General features: G+C 68.2%; 17 protein-coding genes. 7 read left to right on the top strand and 10 right to left on the bottom strand.

What is annotated here, in order from left to right:
* Positions 1-92: 92 nt before the first annotated feature.
* Positions 93-866 (top strand): thioesterase II family protein, encoded by a 774-nt coding sequence (locus tag D892_RS0120025; protein WP_024802959.1) that lies wholly within the window; start codon positions 93-95, stop codon positions 864-866.
* Between the two features lie 115 nt (positions 867-981).
* On the opposite strand, the gene D892_RS0120020 is transcribed toward D892_RS0120025, so the two are convergent.
* The 9 genes from D892_RS0120020 to D892_RS0119980 form a co-directional block, all read right to left on the bottom strand.
* Positions 982-2,049: a sensor histidine kinase gene (locus D892_RS0120020; RefSeq protein ID WP_198036942.1), complete on the bottom strand. Its 1,068-nt coding sequence runs from the start codon at positions 2,047-2,049 to the stop codon at positions 982-984.
* 265 nt (positions 2,050-2,314) lie between these two features.
* Positions 2,315-2,596, bottom strand: a complete 282-nt coding sequence (locus D892_RS49645) for a hypothetical protein (protein ID WP_024802957.1) — start codon at positions 2,594-2,596, stop codon at positions 2,315-2,317.
* Positions 2,597-2,776: 180 nt separating this feature from the next.
* Positions 2,777-3,547, bottom strand: coding sequence for an SDR family oxidoreductase (locus D892_RS0120010; protein WP_024802956.1), 771 nt, complete (start codon positions 3,545-3,547; stop codon positions 2,777-2,779).
* Positions 3,548-3,620: 73 nt separating this feature from the next.
* Complete coding sequence (locus tag D892_RS0120005; RefSeq protein ID WP_024802955.1) at positions 3,621-4,382, bottom strand: crotonase/enoyl-CoA hydratase family protein; 762 nt, start codon at positions 4,380-4,382, stop codon at positions 3,621-3,623.
* Position 4,383: 1 nt separating this feature from the next.
* Positions 4,384-5,556: a thiolase family protein gene (locus D892_RS0120000; RefSeq protein ID WP_024802954.1), complete on the bottom strand. Its 1,173-nt coding sequence runs from the start codon at positions 5,554-5,556 to the stop codon at positions 4,384-4,386.
* A 112-nt stretch (positions 5,557-5,668) separates the two neighbouring features.
* Positions 5,669-6,961 (bottom strand): NAD(P)/FAD-dependent oxidoreductase, encoded by a 1,293-nt coding sequence (locus D892_RS0119995; RefSeq protein ID WP_024802953.1) that lies wholly within the window; start codon positions 6,959-6,961, stop codon positions 5,669-5,671.
* The gene (locus D892_RS0119990) at positions 6,958-7,149 is read right to left on the bottom strand and encodes a rubredoxin (RefSeq protein ID WP_024802952.1); all 192 of its coding nucleotides are present in this window, start codon (positions 7,147-7,149) and stop codon (positions 6,958-6,960) included. Before D892_RS0119990 ends, D892_RS0119995 begins: the two co-directional genes overlap by 4 nt.
* A 7-nt stretch (positions 7,150-7,156) precedes the next feature.
* Positions 7,157-8,005: a mycofactocin-coupled SDR family oxidoreductase gene (locus D892_RS0119985; RefSeq protein ID WP_024802951.1), complete on the bottom strand. Its 849-nt coding sequence runs from the start codon at positions 8,003-8,005 to the stop codon at positions 7,157-7,159.
* A 40-nt stretch (positions 8,006-8,045) separates the two neighbouring features.
* Entirely contained in the window at positions 8,046-9,509 is a 1,464-nt protein-coding gene (locus D892_RS0119980; RefSeq protein WP_198037157.1) for an aldehyde dehydrogenase family protein, read from the bottom strand.
* A 286-nt stretch (positions 9,510-9,795) separates the two neighbouring features.
* On the opposite strand from D892_RS0119980, the gene D892_RS0119975 reads away from it, so the two are divergent.
* From D892_RS0119975 to D892_RS0119965, 3 genes are all read left to right on the top strand, one after another.
* Entirely contained in the window at positions 9,796-11,016 is a 1,221-nt protein-coding gene (locus tag D892_RS0119975; RefSeq protein WP_024802949.1) for a CaiB/BaiF CoA-transferase family protein, read from the top strand.
* Between the two features lie 137 nt (positions 11,017-11,153).
* The gene (locus D892_RS0119970; RefSeq protein WP_024802948.1) at positions 11,154-12,671 is read left to right on the top strand and encodes a class I adenylate-forming enzyme family protein; all 1,518 of its coding nucleotides are present in this window, start codon (positions 11,154-11,156) and stop codon (positions 12,669-12,671) included.
* Positions 12,668-12,970, top strand: a complete 303-nt coding sequence (locus D892_RS0119965; RefSeq protein ID WP_024802947.1) for a hypothetical protein — start codon at positions 12,668-12,670, stop codon at positions 12,968-12,970. The genes D892_RS0119970 and D892_RS0119965 overlap by 4 nt, the downstream gene beginning before the upstream one ends.
* Positions 12,971-13,171: 201 nt before the next feature.
* Here D892_RS0119965 and D892_RS49640 read toward each other — a convergent pair whose 3' ends face one another.
* Positions 13,172-13,282 (bottom strand): DUF397 domain-containing protein, encoded by a 111-nt coding sequence (locus tag D892_RS49640; protein ID WP_084161139.1) that lies wholly within the window; start codon positions 13,280-13,282, stop codon positions 13,172-13,174.
* Between the two features lie 222 nt (positions 13,283-13,504).
* Here D892_RS49640 and D892_RS0119955 point away from each other — a divergent pair, with 222 nt between their 5' ends.
* The 3 genes from D892_RS0119955 to D892_RS0119945 all read left to right on the top strand — a co-directional run bounded on the left by D892_RS0119955 (position 13,505) and on the right by D892_RS0119945 (position 15,188).
* On the top strand, positions 13,505-13,828 hold the full coding sequence (locus tag D892_RS0119955) for a transposase (protein WP_024802946.1): 324 nt from the start codon (positions 13,505-13,507) through the stop codon (positions 13,826-13,828).
* Positions 13,828-14,745: an IS3 family transposase gene (locus D892_RS0119950; RefSeq protein ID WP_024802945.1), complete on the top strand. Its 918-nt coding sequence runs from the start codon at positions 13,828-13,830 to the stop codon at positions 14,743-14,745. Before D892_RS0119955 ends, D892_RS0119950 begins: the two co-directional genes overlap by 1 nt.
* A 224-nt stretch (positions 14,746-14,969) precedes the next feature.
* Complete coding sequence (locus tag D892_RS0119945; protein WP_024802944.1) at positions 14,970-15,188, top strand: hypothetical protein; 219 nt, start codon at positions 14,970-14,972, stop codon at positions 15,186-15,188.
* The last annotated feature ends 145 nt before the right edge of the window (positions 15,189-15,333 follow it).

Below are 15,333 nucleotides of genomic sequence, written 5' to 3'. Positions count from 1 at the left end.
CCACATAGTTCGTCGACGAGGCACGGTGTATCCGGACGCGCCCCGAGCGGATCTGCACAGCAAGGGTCGAACAACGAGCAAGAGGTAGCGACATGGATCCGACCGACACCATCGACTCCGCGCTGTGGTTGCGGAGCTTCCACTCGGCGCCCGGCGCGCCCGTGCGGCTGGTCTGCTTCCCGCACGCCGGCGGGTCGGCCAGCTACTTCTGGCCGTTCTCCGCCGTGCTGGCCTCCGCCGTAGAGGTACAGGCGGTGCAGTATCCGGGTAGACAGGATCGGCACAACGAACCGCTGGTCGACAATCTCGACGAACTCGCCGACGTGGTGACCCGAGCGCTGGATGAATACGACGACATGCCGACCGCCTTCTTCGGACACAGCATGGGCGCGACCCTCGCTTACGAGGTGGCGCGCCGGTGGTCGCTACGCGGCCGGGCCCCGGTGTGCCTGTTCGCCTCCGGCCGGCGTGCCCCTTCGCTGCGCCCGCCCGTCCCGGTGCCGATGATGTCCGACAACGATGCGCTGGCGGAGCTGAAACGGCTCAACGGCACCGACTCCCGGCTGATGGACGACCAGGAAATGCTGCGGCTGGTTCTCCCCGTGATCCGCAACGACTTTCGCGCCGCCGAGTCGTATCGGTTCGTGCCGGGCACCGATCTGAGCTGCCCGATCATCACGCTGCGCGGGGCCGACGATCCACGCGTCTTCGCCGCGGACGCCGACCACTGGCGCTACCACACCACGGGCCCCTTCTCGTCGTATACGTTCGACGGCGGGCACTTCTACACCGATACGCGGTACAAGGAGGTCGCACAACTCGTCGAGGGCGAACTCGCCCGCCTCTTGCAGGTGGCGGGCGAATGACCCCGGTCGTTCTCGTCGTGTACCTCCGCGGCCTCGCGTACCCCCGAAGTCACAGCCGTTCCGGGAACACCCAGCCGTTCCGGGAACCGCCCGGCCGGGGCCGGGCGGTACCGGATCACGACGAGCGGGCCGGAACATTCCCGATCGGGACCCACAGTTTCACGTGCGTACCACGATCCGGTACCGACTCCACCGCCACCGATCCCGACAGCAACTCCGCACGCTCGGCCATCGACTGTAAACCGTTGCCGCGCTCCACTGTCGCCTCGTCGAACCCGACACCGTCGTCGGCGACCACGGCGACGATCTCGTGCGGAGCGATGTCGACGGTGACCAACGCCCGCCGCGCGCCGGCGTGGGCGAAGACGTTGCGCAGGGCTTCCCGCAGGATCAGGAAGACCTCGTCCAACGTCTCGCGATCCACCCAATGCTCCACGCCGCTGATATCGATCTCGACGTCCGGCTCGGCCGAACGCATAGCCATGACGAAGGCGTGGAGGGCTCTGTTCAGGCTTTCCCCGTCGTCCTTCAACCGCAGATCGGTGATCACGTCGGACACCTGACGAATGGCCTCGGCCAGAGTTTCGATCGCCGCGTGTATTTCCGGTGTGCCCATGTAACCGTCGGCGGCAGATATTTCCAGTTGCCGCATGGACGTGCTGAGGATGCTGCCGAGCCGATCATGGAGGTCACGCGCTAACCTGCGGCGTCCCGAATCATTGAGCGTGCCGATTCGATTCGACAGGTAGGCGTCGTATCCGTTGGCGCCTGCTTCGAGCCTGGCGAACAGTCCGCGCCCGAGGGTGATCATGGCGACGTCCATGTTCTCGGCGCAGTCCGGCCACAAACGCGCCGCATCGTGGAGTTCGTCGACCATCAACTCGAACAGGAACATCGCGGAGCGGACCGAGCTGTCCGGGTGGATCCCCCGCTTCGCGCGCTGCTCGGCCATGGAGGTGACCACGTCCAGATTGTCACGCCCCAGCACCGGGCGACCGGTCACCAGCGACTCCGCGCAATCCGCCACCACCTCCCTGGCCCGTGCCGCACACTCGGCCCACAGCTCCTCATCGGCGACCAATGGGCTACTGGCAGCTTCCAGTCCCTCGCGGTACCGAAGGATGATCGCCTCTCGCCGGCTTGCGAAACCTTCGGCGACCGCCGGGTGGGCTGCCTCTACCACGGCATGGACTCCCGTCCGTGACATCGACGGCAGCTGGCAGCAACACTGCGGCACATTGCGCCGCATACCGTAACGAAACTACGCATGACCACTGTGGCCTCCCCGGTCCCCGTGAACCTCCCTACCCGCATAGTACTGAAGCGCCACACCTCTCGCGACTGGGATTTATTCGGGTTCCCAATTCCTCATATCGTATACAAGAAATGGCGACTGCCCAGTTTCCAAATATGCTGCCTGAACTGTAAATACAAGGGCTGCCGGTTCACTACCGTGTCGCCAACCCCTCGACGACGAGGCGCAAAAGGCGATCGAGATCGGCGGTGGCGTACCGGCTTGCGGTGCCCGCCCCGCAGGCCAGAGCAAACACCTCGGCGGGAGAGATATCAGGCCGGATGACTCCGGCCTTTTGCGCTTCGACCAGGAGCACGCCGGCGGCGGCGCGCATGCTCTCAACGCTGGCATTCAGGTCTGACCCCTCGACCGCGGCGGCCAGGATCGATTCCGCGAGGCCCCGGTAGGCCGACGGCCGACCGTGTGGTCGACGCATTGGTAGCGGGAGGCGGGCACAAGGCACTCGACGCCATCGCCGAGCGAGTGCAAGCCCATTTCGACGCAGGCGCCGATCACGTCTGCCTGCAGGTTCTCACCACCCGGCCGGCCACCGCGCCGATAGCCGAATGGCGCGAACTGGCCGGGCCCAACACCTCGTCACCCGGTCGGACCTGGCTCAGCGCGGCTGGAAGCGTTGCCCGCCGTCGATGCGCACGACTTCGCCGTTGATATAAGGGTTTTCCAGCAGGTGCTGGGCCAGCGAGGCGTACTCGTCCGGTGCGCCCAGCCGCTTCGGGAAGGGCACCGAGGAGGCGAAGTTCGCGAGCTTCTCCTCGCCGAGGAAATCCATGATCGGCGTGTGCATGGTGCCCGGGGCGATGCTGTTGAGCCGGATGCCGACCGAGCTGAGGTCGCGGGCGCCGGCCAGGGTCAGGCCGATCACGCCGCCCTTGGCCGCGGCGTAGGCGGACTGGCCGATCTGGCCCTCGTAGCCGGCGATGGAACTGGTCATCACGATGGCGCCGCGTTCACCGTTCTCCTTGGGGTCGAGCTTCGCGATCGTCGCGGCGGTGAGACGCAGAACGTTGTAGGTGCCACTGAGATACAGCCCGATGGTGTCGGTGAAACCCTTGAACGTGTGCGGACTGCCGTCCTTGTTCACGACCTTCTCCAGCACGCCGAAACCACCGTGCGCGATGACGGCGTAGCGCAGCACGCCCAGCTCCCCCGCCTTCGCGATCGCGGCCTCGACCGTCTCGTCGTCGAGCACGTCGGTGCGCACGTAGGCCACCTTGTTGCCGAGCTCGTCGGCCAGCGCGGTGGCCTTCTCGTCGTTGACGTCGGCGATCACGACGGCGGCTCCGGCACCGTGCAGCCGGCGCACGCTCGCCGCACCCAGACCGCCGGCACCGCCGGTCACCAGCACTACTTCACCTTCGAAAGACACTGTGTCTCCTTAACTCTGCTTCACGACAACGGTTGCCGAGCGCCCGAAACCGGCACTGACGAGACGAAAGCCCTTACGCGCCCGTCCATTTCGGCGGGCGCTTCTCGGCGAATGCGAGCGCGCCCTCCTGGGCGTCCTTCGACTGGAATACCGGAATGACGAGCTCCAGTTGCTTCTGCCACATCTCGTCGGAGGTCCAGTCCCCCGACTTGGCAATGATCTCCTTGGTCTTCGCGACGGCCAGCGGCCCGTTCACGGTGATCCGGCCGGCGAGGGCCAACGCCTCGTCGAGCGCCTTCCCCGGCTCGGTGAGCGCGTTCACGAACCCGTACTCCGCGGCCTCCTCGGCGGTGAAGTTGTCACCGGTCAGCACCAATTCGAGGGCCTTCTGATACGGGATGCGGTGCTGCAGCCGCAGCAGCGCGCCGGCCCCGGCGACCAGGCCCCGCTTGACCTCCGGCACACCGAATTGCGCGGTCTTCGAGGCAACGATCAGATCGGTCGCCAGCACCACCTCCGTGCCACCCGCCAGCGCGTACCCCTCGACCGCGGCGATGATCGGCTTGGCCGGAGGCTTCTCGGTGAAGCCGAGCCCCCGCCCGGGCACGATCACGATCTCGCCCGCCGAGAACGCCTTGAGATCCATTCCCGCGGAGAAGTTTCCGCCGGCGCCGGTCACCACGCCGACCGACAGCTCCGGGCTGTCGTCGAGTTCGTCGATCGCGTCGGCCAGCCCCTGGCTGACCGCGGTGTTGATGGCGTTGCGCACCTGCGGCCGGTTGATCGTGATCACCAGCGTGCGCCCGCGGCGCTCGCGCAGAACGACGTCGGACATGTCAGACCTCCACCACGAGAGCGCCACCCTGGCCGCCGCCGGCGCACATCGCCGCGACGCCGATCCCCCCGCCGCGCCGCCGCAGCTCGTACAGCAGGGTGGTCACCATGCGGGCGCCCGACGCCGAAATCGGATGTCCCAGACTGCATCCGCTGCCGGAGAAGTTCACCAGCTCCTCGTCCAGCCCGTGCTCGCGGCAGGCGGCGATCGGCACCGACGCGAACGCCTCGTTGATCTCCCACAACGCCACATCCGACGGCTTCAAACCGGTGCGATCCAGGATCTTGCCGATCACCTTCCCCGCCGCGAGACCGTTGTCGGCCGGAGTCACCGCGGTATTGGCCCACGCCCGCACCGTCCCCAGCACCTCCAGGCCCTCGGCCGCGGCGTAGTCGTCGCCGACCAGCGCCACGGCCGCGGCGGCATCGTTGATCCCGCTGCTGTTGCCCGCCGTGATCGAGAACCCCTCGATCTCGGGATGCAGCACCGGAAGCGACGCCAGCCGCTCCAAAGTCGTGTCCCGGCGCGGGAATTCGTCGACGGCGAAATCGGTCACCGAACCGTCGGGCTGCTGCACCTTCAGGGGCACGATCTCGTCGGCGAATTTCCCCGCGTCGATCGCGGCGATCGCCCGCTGATGCGACCGCAACGCCCAGGCGTCCATATCCTCCCGGCTGATGCCCGCCTTCTTCGCGGTGTTCCAGCCGACCGTGATCGCCATGTCGAGGGTCGGCGCGTCCGGGGTCTCGGGATGCGACGGCGGCATCCACGGCTCCACGAACTCGGCCGTGCCCGGCACCCGCCACTTCATCACCGGCGCGGACGACAGCGACTGCACGCCGCCGGCCACGATCACCCGCTCCATCCCCGAGACGATGTGCGCGGCGCCGTTGCCGATCGCCGTGAGGCTGCCCGTGCAGTGCCGGTTCACCGCCTGCCCCGGAACGCTTTCCATCCCTACGGCGACCGCCGCATGCCGCGCCAGATCACCGCCGCCGTAATTGAGTTCGGCGAGGATGACGTCGTCCACCGCCGACGGATCGATGCCCGCGCGGCGCACCACCTCGGGCAGGATCGTGATCGCGAGCTGTTCCGAGGGCACATTCGCGAGCGCCCCCTTGAAGGATCGCCCGATCGCGGTGCGCGCCGCGCTGACGATGACGGGTTTGGCCATGATTCTCAACCTCTGACCTGTCGAGCCGCACCCTCGGGCGCAGCGAACTCGAATGTTTTTACAACATACAGTGTGTCATACAGTACAGTCTCCGAAATGCTCACCTCGGCTACTACGTGACGGCGTTCCGGTGTGACTCCGCTATCGGTCGTGCACCGAATCGCTCTGGTGTGGCGGCCATCTCGACAAGGTCGACGTCGTCGCGGCGAAGCAGTTCGCGCGGTACGAACGGCCCGTCCCCGATCAGCGACCGCGCCGCCCGCACCTCGCGCGGACGACCGGCACCGAGGGCTCCGACCAGGCGATCGTCCGTCAGGCACAGCGCCAGGAAGTCGCCGTCGCCGGGATCGCCGTGCACGATCACCTCGGCCCCCGCCCCCGGCCAGCCGGATATCTGCAAGGTCCGGCCGAACTGGGTGGTCCAGCACCACGGCACCTCCTCGTACGGCGTCGCCGCCCCGAGCACACTGCGCGCCGCCGCCGCACCGTGCGCCTGGGCGTGGTTCCAGTGCTCGACGCGTTCGGTGCCGCCGAGGATCCGGTTCGGGAAACGCGCGACGTCACCCGCGGCGTAGACGCCGGATGCCGACGTGGCGCAGAACTCGTCGACGACGATGCCGTCGGCGACCGCCAGACCGGCCCGTTCGGCCGATTCGTCGTTGGGCGTCATCCCCACCGCGACGACGACGGCGTCGGCGATCCACTCGCGACCGTCGGTGACCCGCACCCGGGTCCGGCCGGCCGCATCGTCCGCGCCGGCCAACCGCACCCCGGTGTGCACCGCGACGCCGCGGTCACGGTGCAGTCGCTCGTAGGCGGCGGAGACCGGTTCCGGCAGTACGCGTTCGAGAATGCGCTCGCCCGCCTCGAGGACCGTGACGTCCGCACCCAGCGCGCGGGCCGACGCCGCCACCTCCATACCCACCAGTCCCCCGCCGACGATCACCAGCGACGCCGCGCCGCCGGCCGCGCCCCGCTCGAGCGCGGTGCGCAGCGGGGCGACATCGTGCATGTGGCGCAGGCAGTGCCCGTCGGCGAACAGCGCGTCCAGCCGGCGCGGCCGGCCGCCGGTCGCCAGGATCAGCGCGTCGTACGGCAGCTCGGTGCCGTCGCCGCACTCCACCCGGGCCGCGGCCACATCGATCGCGCGCACGGACGTCCCGGCGCGGAGATCGATGTCGCGCCCGGACCAGAAATCCGCGGGACGCAGCAACGCCTTGTCCGCGGCCGCCGCGCCGGACAGCAGTTCCTTCGACACCATCGGTCGCCGATACGGCAGCGAGGGGTCGTCGCCGACCACGACGACCGATCCCGTGAACCCCTCCTTGCGCAGGGTTTCCGCCGCCGTGGCCCCGGCGATCCCGGTGCCGGCGATGACGACGCGGCCGTCGGGCAGGACCGTCACCGGTTCACCTCCACCATCTCGAAGTCGGACTTCTCGGCGCCGCAGTCCGGGCACGTCCAGTCGTCCGGGATGTCGTCCCAGCGGGTGCCGGGCGCGATGCCGTCGTCGGGCCAGCCCAGCTCCTCGTCGTATTCGAATCCACAGATCACGCAGCGATACAACTTGTAGGTGGTCGTGGTCTCGTTCATCGTTCTCCTATTTGCCCCAGGGCACGGCCTTGACGAAACCGCCCGCGTCCACGCGGACCTGGCTGCCGGTGATGTAGCGCGCCGCGTCACTGGCCAGGAAGACCACGAGTTCGGAGACGTCCTGCGGCTCGATGTACGGGACCGGCATCGCCTGCATCGCCGGGAACGCCACCTCGGCCTCCTCGCGCGTCGGCGACTCCTTGTCCGGGCGGAACACCTTGTACATGCCCTCGTTGTGCAGCATGGCGGTGTTCACGTTGGTCGGATGGACGGCGTTGACCCGGATCGACTGCTTCGCCAGTTGGATCGACAGATCGTTGACGTAGTGTGCGACAACCTGTTTCGCGAAGCTGTACGCCGAGCCACCGGGACCCTGCTTGGTCGAACTACCCAATTGGGCCGCCAGCGACCCGGTCGCGATGATGGACGCCCCGGCGTCGAGATACGGCAGACTGGCCTGCACGACGTTGAACACGCCCACCAGATCGGTATCGATGGTGTCCGACCACGACCGCAGCGTCTGCCCCTTCCCCATCGCGGAGATTCCGGCGTTCGCCACCACGACGTCGAGCCGGCCCAGCGCCTCGACCCCCTCGGCCACGGCGCTCCGGACCGCGCTGCGTTCCCCCACGTCGACGATCACGGGATGCGCGCGGACGCCTTCCTTCTCGACCAGCCGCGCGGTCTCCTCCAGGTCCTCCGGGCGGGCCAGCGGATAGGTGTTGCCCTCGAGGTCGGCGCAGATGTCCAGGGCGATGATGCTCGCGCCCTCGGCAGCGAGATTGATCGCGTGCGACCGCCCCTGCCCGCGCGCGGCGCCCGATACCACCGCGACCTTGTTGTCCAATTTACCCACTGGAGGCATCCTCTCGTTCTAGCGGTCGGCCGCGAATCGGTCAGCGCTGCCGGGGAATTCGGCAGCCGATGGTCTTGGTCTCCAGGTACTGCCGGAAACCCTCGAGGCCGCACTGGCGGCCCACGCCACTGTTCTTGTAGCCGCCGAACGGAGCGTCCGCGCCGTAGAACATGCCGCCGTTGACGCCGATCGCACCGGTCCGGATGCGGCGCGCGACGGCCATGCCCCGGTCGGTCGACGCCGACAGCACCGCACCGGCCAGGCCGTAGGCGCTGTCGTTGGCGATCCGCACGGCGTCGTCGTCCTCGTCGAACGGGATCATCACCAGCACCGGCCCGAAGATCTCCTCCTGGGCGATCGGCAGGCCGGGATCGTCACATACGAACACCGTCGGCTCGACGTAGTGCCCGCCCGCCAGCTCGGGCGGCAATGTCCGCACCGCGCCGCCACCGGTGACCAGACGGGCGCCGTCCGCGGTGGCGCGGGTGCACGCGTCGAGGACACGCTTGCGCTGCGCGGCGCTGATCACCGGGCCCACCAGGGTCTCCGGCAGCGCCGGATCACCCACCGGCACGGCCTCGAACGCCGACGCGACGCCGGCGACCATGTCGTCGAACGTCGACCGGTGCACCAGCATCCGGGTGGTGGCGGCGCACGCCTGGCCCGCGTGCGCGCAAACACCGGCCGCGCTGCGTATCGCGGCCGCCGGGTCGGCGTCGTCCAGGACGATCAGCGCCGACTTCCCGCCCAGTTCGAGGAAGGTCCGCTTCATGGTGTCGGCACCCAGCCGCATGAGCGTGCGGCCGACCGCCGTCGACCCCGTGAAGGAGACCATATCGACCCGGGGATCGGTGCCCAGCAACCCGGCGACCTCGTTCGACGGTGTGGGAACGACATTGACGACGCCCGGCGGAATGTCGGTGAACTCGGCGATGATCCGGCCGAGCCGGGTGGCGTTCCACGGCGTGTTCGGATCCGGCTTGAGCACCACGGTATTTCCCGCCGCCAGCGCCGGGCCCAGCTTGTTGAGCACCACCTCGATCGGATAGTTCGACGGGCAGATCGCCGCCACCACCCCGACCGGCTCCTGCACCACCGTGCGCACGTTGCGGTCGCCGAACAGGCCGCCACCGTCGAGCGTCCGTTCCCAGTCGAACTCGTCGATCAGCCGCGACGGGTAGCGCAGCGCGTCCGCCAGCGGCCAGTCCAGCTGGGCGTTGCCCAGCGTCATGACCGGGCAGCCGACCTCGGCGACGAGTTCCTCGCCGAGTTCCTGTTTCTCCGACTCCAGGGCCTGCTGCAGCTGATCCAGGCACCGCCGCCGCAGCGCACGGTTCGTCGGCCAGTCGGTCTCGTCGAACGCGCGGCGTGCCGCGGCGATCGCCCGCAGCATGTCCTCCGTGACCGCCGCGGCCGTGCTGCCGAGCACCGCGCCGGTCGCGGGGCTGGCGTTGTCGAAGGTGGCACCGGCGACCGATCCGGTCAACTCTCCGTCCACGAGCATGCGGGACTCGGCTCGCTCGGCGACCCGGCGCCCCAAAACCGTACTGGGAGCCGGGCTTTGCCCGACGATGTCGTTCACATCTCCTCCTGATCACCCGGCCGCGGTTGTCGGGCCGGGCCACCGGCCGCGCGGCGGGTGGGTCGCCTCCGGGCCGCGGGGAGCGGCATCGATCCCCGTCGGACGACGCTGTCCAAGGCCCACCCGGGACTCCATCCTGGATGACTAACTGTAATCATTACCGTATAGTTCTTCAAGGTAGGTGGCAATCGCAGGAAAGGGAGCACCTATGTCGGGTCTGCTCAACGGCATCCGGATCGTCGAACTCGCGTCGTGGACATACGTCCCCAGCGGCGGCGCCGCGCTGGCGGATTGGGGCGCGGACGTTGTCAAGATCGAGGACACCCAGGGCGGCGATCCGTGCCGCGCCCTGGTCGTCGGCGGGCTCGATCCCGCGCAGTCGCCGGTGCGGGCCAATTTCATGATGGAGCTCGGCAACCACGGCAAGCGCAGCATCGGCGTGGATCTCAAGTCCGAGCGGGGGCGCGAGATCGTCGGCAAGCTGATCGCGAATGCCGATGTCTTCCTGACCAACTGGCTGCCGGGCCCGCTCGAGCGCGCCGGGCTGACGGTCGAGCGGATCCGGGAGTTCAACCCGAACGTGATCATCGCGCGCGGCAGCGGTCACGGCAGCCGGGGGCCCGAGCGGGACCGGGGCGGGTTCGATGCCGCCAGCTACCTCGCCCGCGCCGGCGTGGCGTACGCCCTGACTCCGCCGGACGTCGAGTTCCCGGTCACCCAGGGACCGGCGTTCGGCGATCTCCAGGGCGGCATCACCCTCGCCGGCGGCATCGCGGCCGCGCTGTTCCATCGCGAGCGCACCGGACACGCGCCCCTCGTGGACAGTTCGCTACTGGCCCAAGGGATGTGGGCCGTGGCGCCCGATATCGCGGCCGCCGACTACTACGACATCGACCGCATTCCGGCCGGTCCCGCCGGAACCTCCCTGAATCCGGCGGTCAACCGCTACAAGACCCGCGACGGGCGCTGGGTGCAGCTGATGCTGCTCCAGGCCGACCGCTTCTGGAAGGGCTTCTGCGAGCGCATCGGCAAGCCCGACCTGGCCACCGACGAACGGTTCACCCCGCTGGCCAATCTGGTCGTCAACCAGGAGGCAGCCACCGCAGAACTGCGCAGGACCTTCGCCGAACGGGATCTCGCCGAGTGGCAGAAGGTGCTGGCCGACGAGCCCGCGGTCTGGGCCACCCTGGCCAGCCCGCAGGAGGTCCTCGACGACCCGCAGGTGGCCGCCAACGGCTACCTCATGACGGTCACCGACGACACCGGCAAGACCTTCCGAACCGTCAGCGCGCCGGTGCAATTCGACGAGCAGCCGGCGCCGCCGAGCCGCGCACCCCAGTACGGCGAGCACACCGAGACCATCCTGCTCGAACTGGGCATGGACTGGGACGAGATCACCGCCGCCAAGGACGCAGGCGCCATCCTCTAGCGCGGGCCCCTGAGCCGTCACGCGTTCCCTGTTGCGGCACGCGGCCGTTCCACCGCACCCGGGCGAGACGGCCGCACTTCCCCTTTCGTGAACATCACCATTGCGGGTGCGGTGAACAGCCCTGGCGAGGTGAGGATTTGAGCATTACGTTGTTGCTCGACATGGTCGAGACGAGCGACCCCGACCGGGTCGCGGTGGTCTCCGACGGCGTGCGGGTCACCGCGGCGGAACTGGGCGATATGACCCGAGGCGCGGCGAGCCTGATCGGTTCGCCGGACGTCGGCCACGTCGCGTATGTCGGCACCGGCGGCATCATGGTGCCCCTGCTGGCGTTCGGGGCCGCCCGGGCGGGGCGGGCGTTCACCCCGCTGAACTACCGCCTCAGCGCCCCGGCCCTGCGCGAGCTGATCGACCGGCTGCCCGCTCCCCTGGTGGTGGTCGATGCCGAATACGCCGGCGCGGTCGAGGGCGCGGACACACGGATCATCGACTCCGACCGGTTTCTCGCCGCTACCCGGGCCGGAGCGACGGCGACGGAAACCGCCGAGCCCGCCCCCGAGGACATCGCGGTCGTGCTGTTCACCTCGGGCACGACGGCACGCCCCAAGGCGGTGCAACTGACGCACGCCAACCTGACCGGCTACGTCATGGGCACCGTCGACTTCGGCTCGGCCGATCCCAGTGACGCCGCACTGATCTGCGTGCCGCCCTATCACATCGCGGGCGTCGGGGCGGCGCTGTCCACTCTGTACGCCGGCCGGAAGATGGTGTACCTCAGGCACTTCGACCCGCACCGCTGGATCGGCCTGGTGAACGACGAGAAGATCACCAACGCCACCGTGGTGCCCACCATGCTCGACCGGATCGTCACCGCGCTGGACAGCACACCGACGGCGCTGCCGACCCTGCGCACCCTCGCCTACGGCGGTTCGAAGGCCCCGCTGCCGCTCGTGCGCAGAACGCTCGAGCTGCTCCCCGGCGTCGGGCTGGTGAATGCCTACGGCCTCACCGAGACCAGTTCGACCATCACCGTGCTCACCCCCGACGACCACCGCATCGCCTATGACGCCGACGACCCGGCCGTCGCGAGACGGCTGGCATCGGTCGGCCGGGCGGTTCCCGGCATCGAGCTGGACATCCGTGGCGCGGACGGCGCGGCGGCCGCCCCCGGCGAGACCGGTGAACTGTTCGTCCGGGGCCCTCAGGTGTCGGGTTTCTACGCCGGAATCGGCTCCGTGCTCGATGCCGACGGCTGGTTCCCCACCAAGGATCTCGCCGCCCTCGACGAGGACGGCTACCTGTTCCTCGCCGGCCGTAGCGACGACACCATCATCCGCGGTGGCGAGAACATCGCACCGGCCGAACTCGAGGACGTCCTCGTCGAGCACCCGCAGGTCCGTGAGGCGGCGGTGGTCGGTATCGCGGACCCGCAGTGGGGCCAGAGCATCGTCGCCGTCGTCGTCCCGGCACCCGACGCCACCCCCGAACCGGACACCCTGCGCGACTACGTGCGCGCCAGCCTCCGCGGCTCCCGTACACCCGATCGCGTCGTCTTCCGCACGCAACTACCCACCACACCGACGGGAAAAGTGTTGCGGCGCAGCCTCGTCGACGAACTCACCCCGACCGAACCGACCATCGAGGAAACCTCATGATCAACAGCGGCGCCCGCCTGGAGAGCCAGGTCTGCGAAACCCAGGTCATCGTCATCCGAACCACCACCGCCCTCGACGACCTGCGCTGCGGCGGGACGCCGATGGTGCCGATCGGCGAGAAGAACGGCGCCACTGCCGACCTCGACCCCCGCTTCGCCGGCGGCACCGCCCTCGGGAAACGGTACGTCCACGATTCCGGGGCGGAACTGCTCGTCACCCGACCGGGTACCGGCACCCTCACCGTCGGCGACACCCCCTTGGAGATCAAGCAGGCCAAAGCCCTGCCCTCCAGCGACTGATTCCGAGCCACCCGGGCCGGTCGGATACCCTGTCCCGCAACGGTATCGGAGCATCCTGCGGACCTCCGTCGCGCACCGGCCGTGGTCGCCGGGTGCGACGGGGATCGCGGGTGGTCCGGTACCGGCCGTCGTGGGGAACGGCCGATTTCGGAGGTATCAATCCCCGTCGCCGGATAACTCACCGGTCGTACCACGTCCGCATCAGCGAATCGCGCTCCAAGCGCTCGAGGACGTCCCGGCACCCTTGATGCCCGTAGTGAAGGCGTCCCACTCGGCGGGGGTGAAGACGAGCGCTGGCCCGGTCGGGTTCATGGGAGTCTCGAGCCGATTGCGTCACCTGCCGATTTCTTGGGCGATCAGCCTTGAAAGCGGCTCGTGTGAGTCGCGGCTCAGGTGTACTCCGTCGTCTCCCGGGTGTGCAACGGTAGCCGCGTCTACGAACAACGCATTGCGTTTGTCAGCGACGCTGAGGTTCACCCCGGGTTATGGACACCGAGTTGACAGGATCACCGATCCTGTTGAAAGGATGTCTGCATGCCTCCTCGTAAGCGTCGGTCGTTCACGGCCGAGTACAAGGTCGAGGCTGCGCATCGTGTGATCGATTCGGGTCGCACGGTCGCTGAAGTCGCCCGGGAACTGGGTATTCACGAGAGTTTGCTGGGGACGTGGGTCAAAGACGAGCGGCGCAGGATCGCCGCCGCCGAGGTCCACGGGGAAAAGCCTTTGGATGCCGCCGAGCGGGCCGAGCTGGCGCGACTGCGAAGGCAGGTCGCCGAGCAGGACAAAGACATCGCGTTCCTGAAAAAAGCGTCGGCGTACTTTGCCGCGATGCAGACGAACCGGCCCGGTTCGGCCTGATGGTGAAGTACGCCGGCCCCGACGATGTCACCGGTGTTGCCGGTACCGGTCAGCCTGCGGGGCAACGGTTTTCGGTTCGCCGCATGGCACGACTGTTGCAGGTATCGGCCTCGGGCTACTACGCGTATGTGAAACGCAGGGCGGCAACGGTTCTCACCGACCGCCAGCAGCGGCGCGCGGATCTGGAAACGAAAATCGCCACGGTTCATCGCGAATCGCACGGCACCTACGGATCACCGCGGATCACCGGCGAGTTACGTGATCAGGGTGAGCGGGTCTCGGCCGAGACCGTCGCCGAGATCATGACCCGTATCGGGCTGGAAGGCATCAGCCCTCGCACGTTCAAAGTGAAGACCACCGTGGCCGATCCGGCGGCGTCGTTCCCACCGGACCTGGTGGAACGCCGCTTCGATCAGGGTCGTCCCGACGCCGTCTGGACGACCGATATCACCTATCTGACCTGCGGTCAGGGCGATATGTTCCTCTGCGCGGTCCGTGACGGCCACACCCGCAAGGTGCTCGGCTACAGCCTGGCCGATCACATCGGCGCCGGCATGGTCACCACAGCGATCGATGCCGCGGTCGCGGTGCGCGGCGGCCGGGTCCAGGGCACGATCTTGCACTCGGACCGCGGTGGCGAGTTCACCGCGCATCTCACCGCCCAGGCCTGCTGGCGCCACAAACTGCGGCGGTCGATGGGCGCGACCGGAATATGCTGGGACAACAGCCCTTCCGAATCACTGTGGTCGAGTTTCAAGCACGAACACTACTACCGCCACACCTACGCCACGAAAACCGAACTCGTTGCCTCGGTTGACAAGTGGATGAACTTCTACAACACTACCCGGCGGCATTTCGCGATCGGGAACCAAAGCCCCGACAACTACGAGCGTTCACTTCGAACCGCCGCCGCCTGAAATCTGTAAACCCCCTGTCCATCATTCGGGGTGAACCTCAATGCCCCGGGACTCGACCGACAGCTTCGGCGTGCACTACATACCCACGGCTGGCCATCGCAGGACGGTGCTGTCGGCCGATCTCACAGTCATGACACTGGAGGCCAGCGCGCGGGCTCTACCGGAACTGTGGCGACGGCACGGCCCCGGTGCCGCACACACGGAACGGAATTGAAGGGTCGTTGATGCCGATCACCGATTACATGTGGCCGGATGATCCGGATCGTGACCGTGCCTTGCTGATCGAGAAGCGCGCGGCGAGAGCGGGATTCGGGATGGATCGCAAGATCGCGGAACCGGGCGCGACGGGACCCGACGGATTCCGGCTGTACGACCCCGCAACGGGATACGAGTTCGTTCGCTCCCGGTATCTCGAAGATCTCGAGAAGTATCTGACCGGCTAGCAGCGGACATCCCGCGGGACATCCGTCGGCAAGTTCTCGTCAGCGCGGCTGGGGTTGGCAGGACGGCTGCTACTACCACCTGCCGGAACAGCACATCGAACCGCTCCGTCCCGGCTGAGCAGCAGACGTCGAGTGAAGCCGCGCT

Origin of the sequence: Nocardia sp. BMG51109 (assembly GCF_000526215.1) — a bacterium.
Classification (GTDB): domain Bacteria; phylum Actinomycetota; class Actinomycetes; order Mycobacteriales; family Mycobacteriaceae; genus Nocardia.
Note: the sequence above shows the minus strand (reverse complement) of the source record. Positions and strands in the feature narration are given on the sequence as shown.

Coding starts and splice junctions, on each gene's coding strand:
- D892_RS0120025 (WP_024802959.1), top strand. CDS start 93: ATGGATCCGACCGACACCATCGACTCCGCGCTGTGGTTGCGGAGCTTC.
- D892_RS49645 (WP_024802957.1), bottom strand. CDS start 2,596: ATGCGTCGACCACACGGTCGGCCGTCGGCCTACCGGGGCCTCGCGGAA.
- D892_RS0120005 (WP_024802955.1), bottom strand. CDS start 4,382: ATGTCCGACGTCGTTCTGCGCGAGCGCCGCGGGCGCACGCTGGTGATC.
- D892_RS0120000 (WP_024802954.1), bottom strand. CDS start 5,556: ATGGCCAAACCCGTCATCGTCAGCGCGGCGCGCACCGCGATCGGGCGA.
- D892_RS0119990 (WP_024802952.1), bottom strand. CDS start 7,149: ATGAACGAGACCACGACCACCTACAAGTTGTATCGCTGCGTGATCTGT.
- D892_RS0119980 (WP_198037157.1), bottom strand. CDS start 9,509: ATGCTCGTGGACGGAGAGTTGACCGGATCGGTCGCCGGTGCCACCTTC.
- D892_RS0119975 (WP_024802949.1), top strand. CDS start 9,796: ATGTCGGGTCTGCTCAACGGCATCCGGATCGTCGAACTCGCGTCGTGG.
- D892_RS0119965 (WP_024802947.1), top strand. CDS start 12,668: ATGATCAACAGCGGCGCCCGCCTGGAGAGCCAGGTCTGCGAAACCCAG.
- D892_RS49640 (WP_084161139.1), bottom strand. CDS start 13,282: ATGAACCCGACCGGGCCAGCGCTCGTCTTCACCCCCGCCGAGTGGGAC.
- D892_RS0119955 (WP_024802946.1), top strand. CDS start 13,505: ATGCCTCCTCGTAAGCGTCGGTCGTTCACGGCCGAGTACAAGGTCGAG.
- D892_RS0119950 (WP_024802945.1), top strand. CDS start 13,828: ATGGTGAAGTACGCCGGCCCCGACGATGTCACCGGTGTTGCCGGTACC.
- D892_RS0119945 (WP_024802944.1), top strand. CDS start 14,970: ATGCCGATCACCGATTACATGTGGCCGGATGATCCGGATCGTGACCGT.